Annotated in this window: 17 protein-coding genes and 1 riboswitch; of the genes, 7 read left to right on the top strand and 10 right to left on the bottom strand. The window is 59.9% G+C overall.

Annotated features, from left to right (window positions below):
• Window positions 1–2 precede the first annotated feature (2 nt).
• The 4 genes from C934_RS0106510 to C934_RS0106495 form a co-directional block, all read right to left on the bottom strand.
• Window positions 3–563 carry a DUF5666 domain-containing protein gene (locus C934_RS0106510; RefSeq protein ID WP_245267918.1) on the bottom strand — a complete coding sequence of 187 codons (561 nt, stop codon included), beginning with the start codon at window positions 561–563 and terminating at the stop codon, window positions 3–5.
• Window positions 564–757: 194 nt separating this feature from the next.
• Window positions 758–2,584: an ABC-F family ATP-binding cassette domain-containing protein gene (locus C934_RS0106505; RefSeq protein WP_018855894.1), complete on the bottom strand. Its 1,827-nt coding sequence runs from the start codon at window positions 2,582–2,584 to the stop codon at window positions 758–760.
• 3 nt (window positions 2,585–2,587) lie between these two features.
• Window positions 2,588–3,238, bottom strand: coding sequence for a thiamine diphosphokinase (locus tag C934_RS0106500; RefSeq protein WP_018855893.1), 651 nt, complete (start codon window positions 3,236–3,238; stop codon window positions 2,588–2,590).
• 48 nt (window positions 3,239–3,286) lie between these two features.
• Entirely contained in the window at window positions 3,287–3,817 is a 531-nt protein-coding gene (locus C934_RS0106495) for a MarR family winged helix-turn-helix transcriptional regulator (RefSeq protein WP_018855892.1), read from the bottom strand.
• Between the two features lie 118 nt (window positions 3,818–3,935).
• On the opposite strand from C934_RS0106495, the gene C934_RS0106490 reads away from it, so the two are divergent.
• From C934_RS0106490 to C934_RS0106470, 5 genes are all read left to right on the top strand, one after another.
• On the top strand, window positions 3,936–5,468 hold the full coding sequence (locus tag C934_RS0106490; RefSeq protein ID WP_018855891.1) for an MDR family MFS transporter: 1,533 nt from the start codon (window positions 3,936–3,938) through the stop codon (window positions 5,466–5,468).
• 59 nt (window positions 5,469–5,527) lie between these two features.
• Window positions 5,528–5,638, top strand: a riboswitch (TPP riboswitch).
• 44 nt (window positions 5,639–5,682) lie between these two features.
• Window positions 5,683–6,711, top strand: a complete 1,029-nt coding sequence (gene thiB, locus C934_RS0106485; protein WP_018855890.1) for a thiamine ABC transporter substrate binding subunit — start codon at window positions 5,683–5,685, stop codon at window positions 6,709–6,711.
• Complete coding sequence (gene thiP, locus C934_RS0106480; protein ID WP_018855889.1) at window positions 6,711–8,345, top strand: thiamine/thiamine pyrophosphate ABC transporter permease ThiP; 1,635 nt, start codon at window positions 6,711–6,713, stop codon at window positions 8,343–8,345. The genes thiB and thiP overlap by 1 nt, the downstream gene beginning before the upstream one ends.
• Window positions 8,338–9,054: a thiamine ABC transporter ATP-binding protein gene (locus C934_RS0106475; protein ID WP_018855888.1), complete on the top strand. Its 717-nt coding sequence runs from the start codon at window positions 8,338–8,340 to the stop codon at window positions 9,052–9,054. The genes thiP and C934_RS0106475 overlap by 8 nt, the downstream gene beginning before the upstream one ends.
• 246 nt (window positions 9,055–9,300) lie before the next feature.
• Complete coding sequence (locus C934_RS0106470; RefSeq protein WP_026371606.1) at window positions 9,301–10,845, top strand: M48 family metalloprotease; 1,545 nt, start codon at window positions 9,301–9,303, stop codon at window positions 10,843–10,845.
• Window positions 10,846–10,898: 53 nt separating this feature from the next.
• On the opposite strand, the gene C934_RS0106465 is transcribed toward C934_RS0106470, so the two are convergent.
• From C934_RS0106465 to C934_RS0106445, 5 genes are all read right to left on the bottom strand, one after another.
• Window positions 10,899–11,762, bottom strand: a complete 864-nt coding sequence (locus C934_RS0106465; RefSeq protein ID WP_018855886.1) for an RNA polymerase factor sigma-32 — start codon at window positions 11,760–11,762, stop codon at window positions 10,899–10,901.
• Window positions 11,763–12,140: 378 nt separating this feature from the next.
• Window positions 12,141–12,713: a CarD family transcriptional regulator gene (locus C934_RS0106460; protein WP_007528356.1), complete on the bottom strand. Its 573-nt coding sequence runs from the start codon at window positions 12,711–12,713 to the stop codon at window positions 12,141–12,143.
• Window positions 12,714–13,110: 397 nt separating this feature from the next.
• Complete coding sequence (fdxA, locus tag C934_RS0106455) at window positions 13,111–13,449, bottom strand: ferredoxin FdxA (protein ID WP_025658085.1); 339 nt, start codon at window positions 13,447–13,449, stop codon at window positions 13,111–13,113.
• Window positions 13,450–13,643: 194 nt separating this feature from the next.
• Window positions 13,644–14,048, bottom strand: coding sequence for an RNA-binding S4 domain-containing protein (locus C934_RS0106450; protein WP_018855884.1), 405 nt, complete (start codon window positions 14,046–14,048; stop codon window positions 13,644–13,646).
• A gap of 4 nt (window positions 14,049–14,052) precedes the next feature.
• Window positions 14,053–17,091: a helicase-related protein gene (locus C934_RS0106445; protein WP_026371605.1), complete on the bottom strand. Its 3,039-nt coding sequence runs from the start codon at window positions 17,089–17,091 to the stop codon at window positions 14,053–14,055.
• Window positions 17,092–17,603: 512 nt separating this feature from the next.
• Between C934_RS0106445 and C934_RS33535 the strand changes: the two genes are divergently transcribed.
• Window positions 17,604–17,759, top strand: coding sequence for a DUF3309 family protein (locus tag C934_RS33535; RefSeq protein WP_018855882.1), 156 nt, complete (start codon window positions 17,604–17,606; stop codon window positions 17,757–17,759).
• Window positions 17,760–17,785: 26 nt separating this feature from the next.
• Window positions 17,786–18,049 carry a YMGG-like glycine zipper-containing protein gene (locus C934_RS0106435; RefSeq protein WP_018855881.1) on the top strand — a complete coding sequence of 88 codons (264 nt, stop codon included), beginning with the start codon at window positions 17,786–17,788 and terminating at the stop codon, window positions 18,047–18,049.
• 149 nt (window positions 18,050–18,198) lie between these two features.
• On the opposite strand, the gene efp is transcribed toward C934_RS0106435, so the two are convergent.
• Window positions 18,199–18,768, bottom strand: a complete 570-nt coding sequence (efp, locus tag C934_RS0106430) for an elongation factor P (RefSeq protein WP_018855880.1) — start codon at window positions 18,766–18,768, stop codon at window positions 18,199–18,201.
• Between the last annotated feature and the right edge of the window lie 134 nt (window positions 18,769–18,902).

Here is an 18,902-nt window from a genome sequence, read left to right as displayed (position 1 = left end):
ACTTACATCGGCGGTACGGCGCCGTTTGTGCCGACCGTGACATTCGCCGAGGACACAGTGCCGTCCGCAGCTTTTTCACCCATTACGATCACGCGCGCTCCTGCGACAAGATCCTTCTTTCCCGCAGGCGCGATGGTAACGATGGGTGTATCGTCGGCAATGGATATCGTCTTTTCCTTGCCCTGATAGGTGAGCGTGATGGTGTGGCCGTCGACTGCCTTGACGGCCTTAGCCACGGTTGCGTTGGTCATCGTGCTGTTCGGCTTCAGGTCCCAGGGGCGACTGCCTTCTCCGGTGCCTTTCATGGCTGCTGGAAAGATCAGCACTTCTAGAGCACCATCGCCGCCATCGGCTTTCGGCAACGAGGCGACGCCAACGAAATCCCCTGGCTTGATGTCTTCCACGGAAGCCTTCCTGATGCCGCGGACCTTCCAATCCGGCTTCAATTTTACCGTCTGCTCGGTGCCCTCTCGCGTTTTCACCACCAGCGTGTTGCCGTTCAGGCTTTCGATCGCACCGCGCACGCGTTGCGCCTCCTGGGCAAGCGCGCCGTGTGACGCCATAGTGAGGAAACCCGCGGCCCAGACGAGCCCGGTCAATGCGTTGAGATTGTGTGGCATGATCTGCATCCTTGCCGTCGTACGAACTGCGGCTACGGGGCGCAGCTTAGTCCCGCCGGTCGAAGGCTGACGAATCAATGAAAAGTGAAGCCAGATTGCCCAGCAACAGATGGGGCGGAATGGGAGGGTGTGCTGTCTCAGCCCTCCAACTCCTCCCGCAGCATCTCAAGCTCCAGCCATTCCTCCTCCATCTTCGTCAGGCTGTCGCGGAATTTCTCCATCTCGGCCGCTAGGCGATTGAACGTGGTGGGGTCTTTGCTGAACAGGCTGGGATCTGCCATCCGCTCTTCGCGCTTGGCGATTTCGGCTTCCGCCTTGGCCATTTCCTTCGGAAGATTTTCGAGCGCGAACTTCTGCTTGTAGGAAAGCTTGCCTTTTCCTTTTGCCGTTTCGGCGGAAGCGGCTGCCTCCTGCGGCTTCGCTCGTTCGGCCGCCTTCTCGGCCTTCCGTCGCTCGTCGATAGCGCCCTTTCGTTGTGCCAGCATGTCCGAATAGCCGCCGGCATACTCGATCCAGCGACCGTCAGGTGCATCCGGCACAGCCGGCGCGATTGTCGACGTCACCGTGCGGTCGAGGAAATCGCGGTCGTGGCTGACGAGAATCACGGTGCCGGGGAAGCCGGCGACGATTTCCTGCAGCAGATCCAGCGTCTCGATATCAAGGTCGTTGGTCGGCTCGTCGAGGATCAACAGATTCGCCGGGCGCGACATGATGCGGGCCAGCATCAGCCGTGCGCGCTCGCCGCCTGAAAGGTTCCTGATCGGCGTGCGTGCCTGCTCGGGCTGGAACAGGAACTCCTTCATATAGCCGGTCACGTGCCGCTGCTCGCCGTTGACGAGGAGGTTCTCGCCGCGGCCATCGGTCAGGTAATGGGCGAGCGTCTCTTCCGGATTGAGGTCTTCGCGCTTCTGATCCAGCGTCGCGATTTCCAGATTGGTCCCGAGCTTGACCGTGCCGCTGTCCGGCAAGAGCTGCCCGGTCAGCATCTTCAACAGCGTGGTTTTGCCGGCGCCGTTCGGGCCGACGAGACCGATGCAATCACCGCGATGCACGCGGATGGAAAAGGGAGCGACGATCGGCCGGTCGCCGAAGGTCTTCGTGATCTTCTCGGCTTCGATGACGAGCTTGCCGGACTCCTGCGCATCGGAAACCGTTGCCTGCACGGTGCCCTGCGGACCTTTGTGGCCGCGATACTGAGTACGCATGGTCTGCAGTTCGCCAAGCCGGCGCATGTTGCGCTTGCGCCGGGCCGTGACGCCGTAGCGCAGCCAATGCTCTTCGCGCTCGATCGCCTTGCCGAGCTTGTGCTGCTCGAGCTCTTCCGCCTCCAGAACCTGGTCACGCCAGGCTTCGAAATGGGCAAAACCCCTGTCGAGCCGCCGCGATGCGCCGCGGTCGAGCCAGACTGTTGCCGTTGAAACCTTCTCCAGGAAACGGCGGTCGTGGGAGATCAGGACGAGCGCACTGCGGCTCTTCTGCAGTTCGCCTTCCAGCCATTCGATGGTCGGCAGGTCGAGATGGTTGGTCGGCTCATCGAGCAGCAGGATGTCGGGTTCTGGCGCGAGTACGCGGGCGAGGGCAGCGCGGCGGGCTTCTCCGCCCGAGAGGTTTTGTGGATCTTCCTCACCGGTGAGGCCGAGATGCGAGAGGAGATAGGTGACGCGATAGTGATCGTCACCCGGGCCGAGGCCGGCTTCGGCATAGGCCTGCACCGTCTTGAATCCGGTGAAATCGGGAGCCTGTTCGAGATAACGCACGGTCGAGGAGGGGTGGCGGAAGACCTCTCCCGACTGTGCTTCGACGAGACCGGCAGCAATCTTCAGCAACGTCGACTTCCCGGAGCCGTTGCGGCCGACGAGACAGATCTTGTCTCCGGGCTCCACCTGCAGGGCGGCGCCGGCAAGCAATGGCGTGCCGCCGAAGCTGAGAAAGACGTCGTCGAGTTTCAGAATGGGAGGCGCCAAAGATCAGACTCCGGAAAGATCATAGGGGCGGGCGAGCACAATGGCGCGGCCGCTCTCGAGCGAAAAGCGCACTTTGCCTTTCGCGACATTGGAAATGGTGCGTGACGAGCCGAAGGGCAAATGGAAGTCGGCAAGCGGGTAGCGCGCGTTTTCGATTGTCAGGCCGCGAAGTTCGCTGAAGCCAGGCACCGAAAAGAGACTGCCTGGTGGCAGGTCCAGTTCGATTGCGCCTGAAATCAGCGGCACAGCCTCTTCGCTGCCAGACGTGAGCAGTACGTCATAACCCTGCTCCGCCAGGCTGACGGCATAGAGCAGGTGCTGGATGGCATGGTCGGAACGTTCGCCTGCAAGGGCGCCGGCCAAGACGAGGCGTTTCGCGCCGCGGGCGACCGCTTCCGCAACCGCAATCTCGCCGTCGGTTGAGGCCTTGGCAGCGGGATAAGGTTGCCTGGGGACGTCAGGAAAAGCGGCTTCGAGATCCGCCGGCGTGGAATCGAAATCGCCGACCCACAATTCCGGAACGACGCCGAGTGTTGCCGCATGACGCATGCCACCATCGGCGGCTATGAAACGGCTGCCCGAGATGGCATGTCGCAGGCGGTCGGTTATCTGCAACTCGCCGCCAAGCAGAATGGTGAAGGTGGATTGGCTCATGGGCACTGCCCATAGCGCAAACCAGGGGGGAAGGGAAAGGGCCGCCGCTCAGGCTTCGTCAGCGATATCCTTGACGCGAGCCTCAAAAACACTTTCGAAGCCGGAAATGAACTTCTCGAATAGCTCTCCGAACGCCTCGATCTCTTCCGGCTTCCAGTCTTTGACCACTTCGGAAACGAATGCGAGCTTCTGCGCGCGTATTTCCGACAGCAACCTCTGCCCGAGCGGCGTCATCACGACGATGATCCGCCGCGCATCCGCCTGAGATGCCTTTCGCCGCAGAATATTCCGCCCCACCATTTCCGCGACGATGCGGCTTGCGCGCGAGGGGTCGATCCGCATCATCTCGGCAATCGTCCCAACCGTTACGTCGCCAGCCTCTTGTGCACGCCGCACAGCGTCCAGCACGTCGAGGTGTGACAGCTCGAGGCCCGGTGCGACACTTTGGATCGCGAGCCGACCGATCAGTCTCCGCCCGGTCATGAGACGCATACGGGTCATGCTTTGCCCAATGCGCAGGATGTCCGGCTCATGCGTCTCGGCGTCAGTCTCGGTCGGATTCGTCAAGCTCTCGTTCATTGCGGTAACATAGCATCTCAGGCGTCAATTGAGAATATGCCAATGTCAATCAAGTGACGTTGACAAATATATGCTAACAGCACATAAATGGCCACTCTCCAATTTGGAACGACGCTTCATGGATACTCAAATTGCCGCAGCGCCGCTTGTGACGGATCACCGCCGGCGGTTCATCCTCTTCCTTTTCCTGATGGCAGCCATGTTCATGGCGACACTCGACAACCAGATCGTCGCAACGGCTTTGCCGACGATCGTCGGCGAGTTCGGCCACCTCGAGCGGTTCAGCTGGGTCGGCTCCGCCTATCTTCTCGCCGTGAGCGCGGTGATGCCGCTTTACGGCAAGCTCGGTGACCTCTTCGGCCGCAAGTATGTGATGATGGCCGCGATCATGATCTTCACGGTCGGTTCCGCCGTTTGCGGACTGGCGGTATCCATGAACACGCTGATTGCGGCCCGCGTGCTGCAGGGGCTTGGCGGCGGCGGCATCATGGTGTCGATCTTCGCCGTCAACGCCGACCTCTTCGAACCGCGCGAACGGGCGCGTTACCAGAGCTATTCCAGCCTCGTTCTGATGGCGTCGGGCGCTATCGGACCCGTCCTTGGCGGGGCAATGAGCGATCTCTTCGGCTGGCGCTCGATCTTCCTCGTCAATGTTCCGATCGGTTTCGTCGTCCTTGTCGGTCTGGCCTTGATGCTGCCCTACCGGAAGCCCAACCGCCGTCCGAAGATCGATTACGCCGGCGCCCTGCTGCTCGCCTTGACGACGGCTAGCATCGTTCTTGCCGCCGATGGCTCTCAGGTTTTCGGCTCGCTTGTTGCTCCTCAAAGCCTGGCGATCATGGCGCTCGGTGTAGCGGCGGCCATCGGTTGGATCTTCGTCGAGCGACGCGCCGCCGAGCCGATCGTTCCCCTGTCACTGTTTCGCAATTCGACATTCAGCCTGTTGCTCATCATGTCGATCATGAGCGGCGCGATCGGCATCGGCATGGTCAATTATTTCGCGTTGTTCCTGCAGACGACGACCGGCCTCTCGCCATCGGCGGCCGGAGCGTTCTTCATTCTTCTGACCGGCGGCATCGTCTGCGGGTCGCTGTCGGCCGGTCGCATCATCTCCATCACCGGGCGCTACAAGCCCTTCGCGATCGCAAGCCTGACCTGCAGTGCCATCGCGTTTGCGCTGCTCACTCAGGTTCATGTCGGAACACCGGTCATGGTGATCGGGGCGGTGATGGCTCTCCACGGCTTCGGCGTCGGCCTTGCACAGCAGGTCCCGGTCATCGGCGTCCAGAATGCCGCTCCGGCGCGCGACGTCGGCGCCGCAACGGGATCGGTGACGCTGTCGCGCATGGGCGGCGCATCGATCGCCATCTCCATTTATGGCGCGATCATCGGCTCGCAGCTCAGCAAGACCGGACTCTCCATTCCCGGCGTGACCGATATCGAGCAACTGACGCCAAGGATGCTGGCGGCGTTGCCGGAACAGGCGCGTCAAGCCGTCGCCGACGCCTATGCCAGCGCGTTCACGCCGCTTTTCATGGCATCCTGCGCGATCGCTCTCATCGGCCTTTGTGCCGCCTTGATGCTGAAACCGACGCAGTTGCCCCGCGTGGTAGAGGTGCGGCCGGCGGCAAGGGCCGAAGCCGCCGAGTAAATGCCGATGGCGGCCTAAGGCCGCCTCTTGCAAGACGCCTAGCGTGGCGATACATCTCAAGCGCTCTAACGGGGTGCCCGTGCCATCAGGCACGCGGCTGAGAGGCTGAAAGCCAACCCGCGGAACCTGATCCGGCTAACACCGGCGGAGGGATTAGACGCGTGACATCTGGCACCGCCCTTTTCCCCTTCAAGCAAACCAGAGGAGAGGTGCCATGTTCAAATTCAAATCCCTGAGCCGTTCGTTGCTTGCCACGATCTTCATTGCGACTGAAGCCCTAGCCGGCGCGGACGCGCAGGCGGCAGACAAGACGCTTACCGTCTACACTTATGAAAGCTTCACATCCGAATGGGGTCCGGGGCCGAAGGTCAAGGAAGCGTTCGAGAAGACCTGCGGCTGCAACGTCAATTTCGTCAGCGTGGCGGATGGTGTGGCACTGCTGTCGCGTCTTAAGCTCGAAGGCGCCGGCACGAAGGCAGATGTCGTGCTTGGCCTGGATACCAACCTGACCACGGAAGCGAAGGCGACCGGCCTGTTCGATACGAGCGGCATCGATGTCGGCGGGCTCAAGGTGCCGGGCGGCTACAAGGACGATGTATTCGTGCCGTACGACTATGGCCACTTCGCTGTCATCTATGACACGCAGACGATCAAGAACCCTCCGCAAAGCATGAAGGATCTAGTCGAAGGCGACCCTGCGCAGAAGATCGTCATCGAGGACCCACGCACCTCGACGCCCGGGCTCGGTCTCCTGTTGTGGGTAAAATCCGTCTACGGCGACAAGGCGCCGGAGGCCTGGGCAAAACTCAAGAAGCGGGTGTTGACGGTAACGCCCGGTTGGTCAGAGGCCTATGGGCTGTTCACCAAGGGGGAAGCACCGATGGTGCTTTCCTACACGACGTCGCCTGCCTATCACATGGTCGCGGAGAATACGGACCGCTACCAGGCGGCTGCATTTTCAGAAGGCCATTACATACAGATCGAAGTGGCCGGACTGCTGAAAAATGCGCCCGACAAGGAGCTTGCGCGCGATTTCCTGAAATTCATGGTGACGCCGGGCTTCCAGGACACCATTCCGACCAACAACTGGATGATGCCGGTTTCGGCGACATCGCAGCCGTTGCCGGATGCGTTCGGCAAGCTCGTGAATCCGTCAAAGACCTTTCTGATGAGCTCGGATGAAGTTGCCGAGAATCGCAAAGCCTGGATCGACGAGTGGCTGGCTGCCATGAGCATGAACTGATGCTCTTGACCAAGGCCGAGATGCGACGGGCGATGCTGGGCGGGGCTGCGAGCCTCGCCGGCATTATCGCTTTCGTCGGCCTTGCGGTCCTTGCCTTGCTTCTCTCGAGCGGTGGTTCGTCGATTCTTGCGACCGTGGTTGAACCGTACATCCTGCGGATATTGCGTTTCACGCTGTTGCAGGCCGTGCTCTCCACCGCGCTCTCCATCGTTTTTGCCATTCCGGTCGCGCAAGCCCTGGCGCGTCAACGGCATTTCCCCGGCCGTATCTGGATTATCAGGCTGATGGCCGTGCCGATGGGGCTTCCTGTTCTGATCGGGGCGCTCGGATTGATCGGTATCTGGGGGCGGCAGGGCATCATGAACTCGGCGCTGCTTAAGTTCGGCCTGGCGGAACCGGTCAGCATATACGGGCTCTCGGGGATCCTGCTGGCGCATGTCTTCTTCAACATGCCTCTGGCGGCGCGCCTGATGCTGGCCGCACTGGAGCGCGTCCCATCGGAATACTGGCTGATGGCGAGTGGCTTGGGCATGCGCCCCCTATCGACTTTTCGCTTCATCGAATGGCCGGTCCTGCGTTCGGTCATCCCCGGTATCGCCGGCCTAATCTTCATGCTGTGCGCCACTAGCTTCACGCTTGTGCTGACATTGGGCGGAGGCCCTGCGGCAACGACGGTCGAGGTTGCCATCTATCAGTCCCTGCGCTTCGATTTCGACCCTGGCCGGGCTGTTACGCTTTCCCTGCTTCAGATCGTACTTACATCAATGATCCTCGGAGCCCTGTCGCTTCTTCCCGCTCCAAAGGATGAGGGGATGACAGTTGGCAAGCCTGTCAGGCGTCCGGATGGGCGACTGCCGGGCGCGCGGCTTGTGGATGGTGGCGTCCTGCTGCTTGCCACGCTGTTTCTAGCGCTCCCTTTAATGTCCGTGGTCCTGGCCGGCCTGCGGTCCGATCTGATGAAGCTCTTGCGCGAGCCCATCTTCTGGCAATCGGCTGCGACCAGTCTGGCTATCTCGATTTCGGCGGCTGCTCTCGCTTTGCTGATTTCGATGACGTTGGTGAGCGCGCGCCGCACGGCGCTTCTCCGGGGTTCAGGGGCCTTCGGCAGTAGGTTTCTTTTTGCCGCCATGGGCGGCGCGTCGTCGCTGGTGTTGCTCGTGCCGACAATCGTCCTTGCGACCGGTTGGTTCATTGCCTTGAGAAATCTCGGTAACGCGAGCGCCGTCGCTCCGGTGCTGATTGTCGCCATCAACGCGTTGATGTCGCTGCCCTTTGTGATGCGCGTCCTTGAACCGGCTTTCATCGTCCACAAGCATCGGACGCAGAAGCTTGCGGCGAGCCTCGGTGTCACAGGTTGGGCACGGCTGCGCCTCATCGACACGCCGGCTCTGTTCAAGCCGATGCTTACGGCATTTTCGTTCGCGATGGCGCTGTCGCTCGGCGATCTGGGCGCGGTTGCGCTGTTCGGTTCGGACAGCTTCGTCACCCTGCCATGGCTCGTCTATAGCCGCATGGGCAGCTATCGGACGAACGATGCCGATGGGCTGGCGTTGATCCTTGGTGTCGTTTGCCTGTTGCTCACGATCGCCGGTACGATGGGCCCAGCGCGCCGAGAGGTTGCCGTCCATGGTTGATCCTGAGTTCGCGATCGAGATGCAGCAGGTCGGTCTTCAGCTCGGCAATCAGAATTTTCAGTTTGATTGCCGGCTTCCCACCGGTGCCGTGATTGCCGTGACGGGGACGTCCGGGGCCGGCAAGTCAACCTTCCTCAATCTGCTTGCCGGCTTCGACACGGCTCTCAAGGGGCGGATCCTGATCGCCGGAAAAGATGTGACCGAGGTTTACCCGGCGCAGCGGCCGGTCTCCCTGGTCTTCCAGGACAACAATCTGTTCGCGCACCTCGATATCTTTACCAACATCGGCCTTGGCATTAGCCCGTCGTTGAAACTCACGACCGCAGATTGCCGAACCATCTCGTCTTCGCTTGAAAAGGTGGGGCTCGCCGGTTTCGAGCGGCGGATGCCAGGGACGCTCTCCGGCGGGGAACGGCAGCGGGTAGCCTTTGCACGCGCGCTTGTTCGCAACCGGCCGGTGCTGCTGCTGGACGAGCCCTTCGCGGCCCTCGACCCCGGTCTGCGAAACGGAATGGCGGCGCTGCTGCTCGACATGCATCGTGAAACCGGCAATACCGTCGTCGTCGTCTCGCACGATCCGGACGAGGTCAAACGCATCGCAGACTTCGGTCTTTTCCTTGAAGACGGCAGGATTGTCGTGGCGGCTCCAATTGACGAATTTCTGGGCCGAGCGGACCATCCAGGATTGACGCAATTTCTCCGCAGTTGACGAATCTGGCAGTCGCAACGGCACTTTCGCCATAATTTGAGGCGACCGAGGAAACTCAAAGCACGTTAGGCTTGCTAAAATACAACGGCGCCACATTTACTTAGAGTCTCGCTATGCAACCGATGCGGAAATCAGTTACAGCAAAGACTTGTGTCCCCGATTGTGCAGTGCAAGAGCGGGGACGGACGCCTGTTGAATCACGATGAGACCGGCCGGGTCGCGGAAGCGGACCGGTTGACACGCAAGATGACTTGGAGAGCCAGACTGGACAGTATGCCGACGTGGAAATTCCCCGCGCCTTCCAGTGATGTGCTCTCGTCTGCGTGCCGTCTGGTGCGACGAGCCTCGGTCGTCTGTGCGACGAGCATGGCGCTGTACGGTTGTCAGTCCATTCTCGAGCAGTCCTATCAGCCAAGCGTTGCGCCGTCCTCCAATCCGCAGATCGTCGATGAAGTCCAGAAGAACGATCCGCGCGCGGCCATGGGTGCGCGCGAACATCCGCGCATCGTTGCGAGCTATGGAGGCGAGTACAAGGACGCAAAGACCGAGCGCCTGGTCGCCCGGATCACGGGCGCGCTGACAGCCGTCTCCGAGAACCCGAGCCAGTCCTATCGCATCACCATCCTGAACTCCCCGGCTATCAACGCATTCGCTCTGCCGGGCGGTTATCTCTATGTGACACGCGGTCTGCTGGCGCTCGCCAACGATGCATCCGAGGTCGCTGCCGTTCTCTCGCATGAGATGGGCCACGTTACGGCAAACCACGGCATCGAACGGCAGAAGCGCGAGGAGGCGGAAGTCATTGCCAGCCGCGTCGTTGCCGAGGTGCTGTCGAGCGATATTGCCGGCAAGCAGGCTCTGGCGCGCGGCAAGCTCCGATTGGCTGCTTTCTCGCGGCAGCAGGAATTGCAGGCCGACGTGATCGGCGTCCGTATGCTTGGTGAAGCAGGCTATGATCCCTATGCCGCTGCGCGGTTCCTGGACTCCATGGCCGCCTATAGTCGTTTCATGTCGGTCGATCCTGAGGCGGATCAGAGCCTCGACTTCCTCTCCAGCCACCCGAACTCTGCGCAGCGCATCGAACTCGCGCGCGATCATGCACGTGCCTTCGGCCAGGAAGGCAAGGTTGGCGATACGGGCAGGGACTATTATCTCGATGGGATCGATGGCCTGCTCTACGGCGACAGCCCGGAGGAAGGCTATGTCCGCGGCCAGACCTTCCTGCATGGCGGGCTTGGCATTCGCTTCGACGTACCTCCCGATTTCAAGATCGACAACAAGGTCGAGGCGGTTATGGCGACCGGTCCGGGCGACATCGCAATCCGCTTCGATGGTGTTGCCGATAACCAGAACCAAAGCCTGACCAACTATATCTCGAGCGGCTGGGTTACCGGTCTCGATCCGTCGACCATTCAGCAGATCACGGTCAACGGTATGGAGGCCGCAACGGCACGCGCGAGTGCAGATCGATGGGATTTCGACGTCACGGTGATCCGCAACAATGCGCAGATTTTCAGGTTCCTGACGGCCGTCCCGAAGGGAAGCCCGGTCTTGCAGCAGACGGCCGACGTCTTGCGGGCAAGCTTCCGCCGCATGACCCCGGATGAAACGGCTTCCCTGAAGCCTCTGCGGGTCCGGGTCGTCAAGGTACGGCCGGGCGAGAACATCACGACGCTTGCTTCGCGGATGATGGGCACGGATCGAAAGCTCGATCTCTTCAAGCTTATCAATGCCCTGCCGACCGGCGCCGCTGTCTCTCCCGGCGACCGCGTCAAGATTATTGCAGAATAAAAAGAGGCCCGGTTTTCACCGGGCCAATTGCATCACTGGGGGAGTAAGCTCTTTCAGGCCGATGCGGCCATATACGGGTCAGCACTCACGAGAGCGCTGCGGAGTTTTTCCATCGCCCGGCTTTCGATCTGCCGGACGCGCTCCTTGGAAATGCCGAGATCTGCACCGAGTTCCTCAAGCGTAGCGCCATCTTCGGCGAGCCTGCGGGCGCTGATGATCTTCATTTCCCGCTCATTGAGGTGCTTCAGGGCCGAAGCGAGCCAATTGCGACGGCGCTCGCCGTCGATCATGTTCGATACCTGCTCGTCAGGCAGAGGATCGTCGCTCACGAGGAAATCCATCTTCTCGGCGCTGTCGGCATCACCCGAGACTGAGGGCGCCTGGAGCGAGGCGTCATTGCTCGAGAGCCTGGCGTCCATTGTCTGGACGTCTGAAAGGCTGACGCCGAGGGCTGCCGCGATTTCCTGGTGGATGGACTGGAGCGTGAGCTGCGTGTCGCCCCTGGCAAGCTTGGCGCGCAGACGGCGAAGATTGAAGAACAGGGCCTTCTGGGCAGAACTCGTACCGCCGCGAACAATCGACCAATTGCGAAGGATGTAGTCCTGGATAGAGGCGCGGATCCACCAGCTTGCATAGGTGGAGAAGCGGACATCGCGCTCGGGCTCGAAGCGGGCCGCGGCCTCCAGCAGACCGACGTATCCTTCCTGGACAAGGTCGCTCATGGGCAGGCCGAAATTGCGAAATTTCCCGGCCATGGAGATAACGAGACGCATATGGGCCATGGCGATCTGGTTGCGGGCACCACGATCATCATTGTTCTTCCAGCGGATTGCGAGATCGTGTTCCTCTTCGCGAGCAAGGTAGGGAGCCGCCATGGCGATTTTGATCATGCGCCGGTCTGCTGACATGTTCTTCATATCGGTCTCCTGAGGCGTGACGCCAAAAAAGGGCAAAGAAATCTTGCTTCCGGACATTGGCTGCCCAGATCAAATTCATGTCTTGAACGTATAAAGGCCCCGAACTCTGGACGTTTCCAGATGGGGCCCTAGCTTAGGGTTTATGCGCCGGTAATACGGCCGGGTAGGACCAGTTTCTTCAAGTTGCCGGATAGGCAGAACGTGGAAGGCATGATCCGCTCCTCATCGATCGTTTCCAGGATGCGAGCGTTCGAGGAGGGTAATGTCAGTTCCCGACGCGGTCCGCAGCTACATCTTTAAAACGCGCCACGTCGGAAAAAGTTCCAATAAAAAACCCGGCACAAGGCCGGGTTTTTTTGCAGGAAAAACAAGGAGAGCTTATGCAGCTTCATCCTGAGATTCGTCTTCCTCGATTGCCTTGCCGCGCTTCGGACCCTTGTTGAGGTTGGTCTCGACGAGGCGAACGGCTTCGGTTTCCGACATCTTGTTCACGGCAGCGATTTCGCGTGCCATGCGATCAAGTGCAGCTTCATACAGCTGGCGTTCGGAATAGGACTGTTCCGGCTGGTTCTCGGCGCGATAGAGATCGCGGACAACTTCAGCAATGGAAATGAGGTCGCCGGAATTGATCTTCGCATCATATTCCTGGGCGCGACGGGACCACATGGTACGCTTGACGCGCGCCTTGCCCTGCACAACCTTCAATGCACGCTCGACGAAATCGGTTTCGGAGAGCTTACGCATGCCGATGCTCATGGCCTTGGCGACCGGCACTTTCAGGCGCATCTTGTCCTTCTCGAAATCGATAACGAAAAGTTCAAGCTTCATGCCTGCTACTTCTTGCTCTTCGATGGCGCTGATGGTACCGACGCCATGTGCGGGGTACACGATCGATTCACCGGTCTTGAAGCCGTGACGTGCGGAAGAAGGTTTTTTCTGCTGGGTCGTCATTCTATTCAAACACTCCCTGTTACGCTCCCGGCTGCAGCCGGAGCCGGGTCAGTCAAGCCCGGATGAGACGGTCGGATCCGTCGGGTGACTTACTTCTGGTCCCACCGGACAAAAACAAACATCTCCATGCGCACAAGCTTAGAGCCTCACAGCTCAAGGCGTTGATATGTCACGGAAACCGCGTTTTTGGATTTGTTTTGCTTTCGTGGTGGTTTGGGCATACTTCATGCCGCAAATGGATCAGTGTCGGCAAGCTATCACAAAAATATGACGAAATCAATAATTTGCTGCACCTGAGTCATGCGCGCAACACATGACACCCATATGCTGCAGACACGCTTCAGGCATTTTCTACGTCACTGAACCCGGTTTCAGGCCGAGGTTTGGGGCCGGAAGATCAGTCGCCCGCTCCGGGCTTCTCCGAGAAGTACTTCTCGAACTTGCCGGTTTCGCCGTCCATTTCCTTGGCTTCCGGCATGGCATCCTTCTTGATCGTGATGTTCGGCCAAATGCTCGCATATTCGGCGTTGACCTTGAGCCACTTGTCGAGGCCCGGCTCCGTATCCGGCTTGATGGCTTCGGCAGGACATTCCGGCTCGCAAACGCCGCAGTCGATGCATTCGTCAGGATGAATGACGAGGAAGTTCTCGCCTTCATAGAAACAGTCGACGGGGCAGACTTCCACGCAATCGGTATATTTGCAACGAATGCAATTGTCGGTCACGACATAGGTCATGAAGAACTCCAGGACTTCCACACAATGGGGCCGGGCAACCTGGAACGTCGCGCCTTTCCCCTAACCGGAAAGGAAGCAGTGAAATGCGGGGGAGGCATTTACGCTATCCGGCAAGTTGATTGTGACGTATCGGCTTTGTCTGCGGATTTCAAGAATAAAGACGTCGCAAAACCCGGCTGTTCGGACAGAGTTTTCTAATCGTCGTCCGACATCAGCTTGTCGATTGCACGGCGGTCCTTTTTCGTGGGTCTGCCCGTGCCCGTAGCGCGCATCGCCTGTTCGTAAGGTGTCAGGCGCTTTGCCTCGTCGGGTGGCGGAGTCAGGTCCTCATAGAGCAGTCGGGCTTCCTCGTAGGGACCACGTCGCTCGCCGCCCGATTTGACGATGAGGACAACATCGCGGCGCTCCAGCGCCAGCTCGACCCTGTCGCCCGTCTTGACCATCTGGCTCGGTTGAAGGGCGCGCTCGCCATTGATCCGCACATGCCCGGATTGAATGTGGCTTTGTGCCAGCGAGCGCGATTTTACCATGCGCGTGAAGAACAGCCACTTGTCGATGCGCTGCCGCGAACCGCTTCCTGGCTGTGTCTCACTGCTCATCCGCTTACTTCTTCATCTGCTCCTTCAAGGCAGCGAGCTTGGCGAAAGGAGAATCCGGATCGATCGGCTTTTCCTTGCGCGGTGGCTTTGCCTCGAAGCGCAACGGCTGTGGTCCGCCACGGTTGTTGTTGCGATCCTTGCGGTCGCCACGGTCCTGACGGTCGCCACGCTGTTCGTTGCGGTCACCGCGTCCCTGCTGTGGCTTGCCGCCATCCTTGCCGCGATGCTGGCGGTTGCCGTCGCGGCCCTCGCCATTCGCAGCACCCTGGCGGCGATGTTCGGACCCCCGGTCCTGGCCGCGATTGTTGCCGCCACGGCGTTCGCCCGGGCTGCGAGCCTGACGCTGGTTGTCCGTACGGCCACCAAGGCGCCAGAGAAGGACCGGCTTCGGCTCCTCGGCTTCTTCGGAATTTGCGATGACCGGCTGTTCGACTGCCACTGCTTCAACAGCAGCTGGGGCTTCGGATGGGGCTTCCTCCGATGCGCTGTCGGCATCGTCGTGATCTGCCTTCTCTGCATTATCCTCAACCGCCGTCTCGGTCGCCGGCGCTGCGGCAGCGTCCTGAGCCGACAGATGGGCAGCTGCCTCTTCCGCCTTGACGGCATCGGCGCGATAGCCGAGCCCCTTCAGGATCTCTTCCATGTCCTCCAGCGTTGCGCCGAGGATCGAAAGCATGGCGGTTGTCGTCGTGAAACGGCGACCGTCATAAGCGCCTTCGGGACGATTGGCCTGGCCCGGCTTCCACTGAAGGAGCGGGCGAATAATGTCGGCCAGGCGCTCCAGAATGTCGATACGGACCGCGCGTTTGCCAAGGAACCGGAAGCCGGCCAGCTTGTAGAAGGTGCGCTCGAAGCCCGGATCGGTAACGACCGAGGTACGGCCTGCCGCCAGCACGGGAATGAGATCGCCATAACCTGGCTTGTCGAGGCCATCATTCTTCAACGCCCAGAGGAGCGTGATGAGCTCTGCCGGGGCGGGCTTGAGAAGTGCCGGAACGAAGATGTGGTAGGCGCCGAAGCGGACACCGTAGCGGCGCATTGAGGCCCGCGCATCCTGATCCAGCGACTTCACTTCTTCGGTCACGTCGCGCCGGAACAGTACGCCGAGGTTCTCGACAAGCTGGAATGCCAGGCCCTTTGCAAGGCCCTGCAGGTCCTCTGCGCGGGACAGATCGTCAAGCGGCTTCAGAACGGTGCTGATGTGATGATTTACGAAGCGCTCGATCCGAGCGGCCACGTGGTCGCGGGCATTGCCGGTCAACTGCTCGTCGGCGAGAATGATGACACGCGGGCGCATGACATGATCGCTGCCTGCCAGGCGCGCCACCGGGTCGCCCAACCAACGGATCGAACCGTCGGAGCTGATCGCGAGATCGCCATTGCCGGCCGCATGGAGGCGAGCCGCACGTGCCTCGAATTCCAGAGCGAGCGCCTTCTGCGAAGCAGACTGGACAGCCTTAGCGTCCGGTCCCTCCGCTCCCGAAATGGGCGTGAACCGGAATCCCGACAGTTGCCCCACATGATGTCCTTCTACGAAGACATCGCCATTTACACTGATTTCAGCTTCCAGCATCGCATTCTCTCTCAGGCGCTTCATGAGCACAGATGTCCTGCGATCAACAAAGCGTTTCGTCAACCTTTCATGTAACGCATCGGACAATCGATCTTCGATTTCCCGCGTCTTTTCCTGCCAGTGTGTCGGATCGGCAAGCCAATTGGGCCGATTCGATACATAGGTCCAAGTCCTTATCTGCGCGATTCGCGCCGAAAGCGTGTCAATCTCACCGTCTGTTCGATCCGCGCGATATACCTGCTCGGCAAGGAAGTCCTCGTTTACCGTGCCATAGCGGACGAGATCGGAAAAGAGGGTGGAGATCAGATCGGCGTGTTGGGCCGGTGTAATGCGGCGATAGTCAGGAAGCGCGCAGGCTTCCCACAGTTTCTCGACGCGCGCCGGATTGTTCGCAAGGTCGATGATCTCGGGGTAGCGCGACAGATGTTCCAGCGCTTGCTGGTCGACGGCGGGGAGCGCGCGTGTCAGGCCAGAAACCGTAGGGCCGGTCTCAAGGCTCACGCGGAGCGCATGCAGGGAGCTGAAGTCGAGGTTCTTCGTGCGCCACTGCAGCACTTTCACATTGTCGAACTCGTGGCCTTCGATGCGTTCAACCAATTCCTCATCAAAGGGATCGACCTGACCGGTGACGCCAAACGTCCCGTCGCGAACATGTCGACCGGCACGGCCGGCAATCTGCCCAAGTTCGGCGGGGTTGAGGTTACGAAACTGATAGCCGTCGAATTTGCGATCCTGCGCGAAGGCGACGTGGTCGACGTCGAGATTGAGGCCCATGCCGATCGCATCCGTGGCGACCAGATATTCCACATCGCCGGCTTGGTAGAGTGCCACCTGCGCATTGCGGGTGCGCGGACTGAGGGCTCCGAGAACGACGGCGGCCCCGCCGCGCTGCCTGCGGATCAACTCGGCAATCGCATAGACTTCGTCGGCAGAGAAGGCGACGATCGCCGAGCGCTGCGGGAGGCGGGTAATCTTCTTCTGTCCGGCATAGAACAGGTGGGAAAGCCGGGGACGCTCGACGATGGTAATTCCAGGGAGCAGTTGCTGCAGGATCGGACGCATTGTACCGGCGCCGAGCAACAGCGTCTCGTCGCGGCCGCGCAGATGAAGGATCCGGTCCGTAAAGATGTGCCCTCGCTCGAGGTCGCCGGCGAGTTGAACCTCGTCAATGGCGACGAACGCCGCCTTCGTCTCGCGTGGCATTGCCTCGACGGTGCAGACCGAAAAGCGGGCGTTGGGAGGCGATATTTTCTCTTCGCCCGTTACCAGCGCAACGTTTTGAATTCCGACCTTTTCGGCGACGCGTGTATAGACCTCGCGCGCCAGCAGCCGCAGCGGCAGCCCGATCACGCCGGTGCCATGGGCAACCATGCGCTCAATGGCATAATGCGTCTTGCCGGTATTGGTTGGTCCGAGCACCGCGGTTACTCCGCGCCCACTCAGTATCATCGGCTGCGATGTCAGTGTCATGGTCCTGCAGATGAGGCGAGGGTGCCCCAGGTCAAGTCAGCTCCTCTCCGAGCAGCACACACATGGACAGCCGTTGTCTCAAACGCAAGGGCCGATTTGAATTTACTCTGCAGTTTTCTGTTGCGCGAATAGCTTGCAGATTGCTCGTTTTGCGATTCGGAACAGCTTGAGAACGAATCGGAGACGAATCGCAGACTCCGCATGATTCAGTGTTTGTTCACGGCTAAGTATTGATTTTGAATCACTTTTTCCCACAAGATGCTGAATCGCGAAATTCGCGGCATACGTGCAACGCGATCTATGTCCAGGCTGTCAATGTCGTTTTGCCCGAAAAAAACGAGCGACATCTGCCGTATCTTTTGTCATGGGTTAATATTACGCGGCGGGACGGAAAACGGCGCACGATGAGATCGTTTTACCCTTAAATCCAAACATTTGATACAGATGGAACAAAAATCGGTGAGGTGTGTTTCTCGTCCATTCCAGGTGTAATGACCTCGAGGACTTGAACCATGCTTGGCACCATACTGCTCATTATCCTTATTCTGCTTTTGATCGGCGCCTTACCAAATTGGGGCTATAGCCGCGGATGGGGCTATGGACCTTCCGGCGGTTTAGGGCTAGTTCTCCTGATTATTGTTATTCTTGTGCTAATGGGTCGCATCTAAGCGACGAAAAAACTGGGAGTTATGTCATGATGAAGAAGATTGTGCTCATTGGCGCCCTCGTCGGCGCACTTGCGTCCTGCACGGCGACGGAACAGGGAACCGCAATCGGCGCGGGTTCCGGCGCTATTATCGGCGGTGCCGTCAGCCATAGCTGGGGCGGTGCTGCAATCGGTGCTGTTGCCGGCGGTCTCGCTGGCGCACTGATCGGCCAGTCCGTTGAACGTCGCGGCTACTGTGTCTACAGAGACCGCTACGGCCGCCGCTACGAGGCACGTTGCCCGCGCTACTAAGGCGATAGGATTACTATTTTGAGATCGAAAGCGCCGGCCCGACCGGCGCTTTTTGTTTGAACACCCGCCGGATCAGCGTAACTGCCGACAACAAAAAAGCCGCCTCGTTTCCGAAGCGGCATAATTTTCTCAGTGCATGCGGTGGACGATCAGTCCTTCGCGCGCTCGACGTAGGAATTGTCTTCCGTGGCGATAACGACGCGCGTGCCGGCGTTGATGTGCGGCGGCACCATAGTGCGCACGCCGTTCGACAGCATTGCCGGCTTGTAAGAGGACGAAGCCGTCTGGCCCTTAACGACCGGTTCGGTTTCCGTGATTTCGAGGGTCACGTGGCGCGGCAGCTCGAGAGCCAGCGGAACGCCTTCATGGATCGACAGGATGCAGGTCATGCCTTCCTGCAGATAGGCCTTCTGATCGCCCATCGTTTCATCGTTCACGACCACCTGGTCGTAGGTCGCCGGGTTCATGAAGTGGAAGCCTTCGCCATCTTCGTAGAGATACTGGAAGTTCACGTCTTCGACGAAGGCGCGCTCGACCTGTTCGGTCGTACGCCAGCGCTCGGAGACCTTGACGCCATCGACGATACGACGCATGTCGACCTGCGTAACCGGCGTGCCCTTGCCCGGATGAAAGTTCTGGGCCGTCAGAACGACGTAGAGCTTGCCGTCCACGTCGAGAACGTTGCCCTTGCGGACGGAAGAGGCGATGACCTTGACCATTAAGACTTCCTTGTAACTCGGCTTTTGGCGTCGTAGAGGACTGTCGATACTGCCCCGAAGACGCGATTGATTGTTCTTTGGGGGCGCAACTAACCTAAAATCCGGCAAATAGCCAGCCCTAGCGTTGGAAGGCC

It is taken from the genome of Rhizobium sp. 42MFCr.1, assembly GCF_000377185.1.
In the GTDB taxonomy this organism is placed as follows: domain Bacteria; phylum Pseudomonadota; class Alphaproteobacteria; order Rhizobiales; family Rhizobiaceae; genus Rhizobium; species Rhizobium altiplani.
This window is presented reverse-complemented; position numbering and strand designations above follow the sequence as displayed.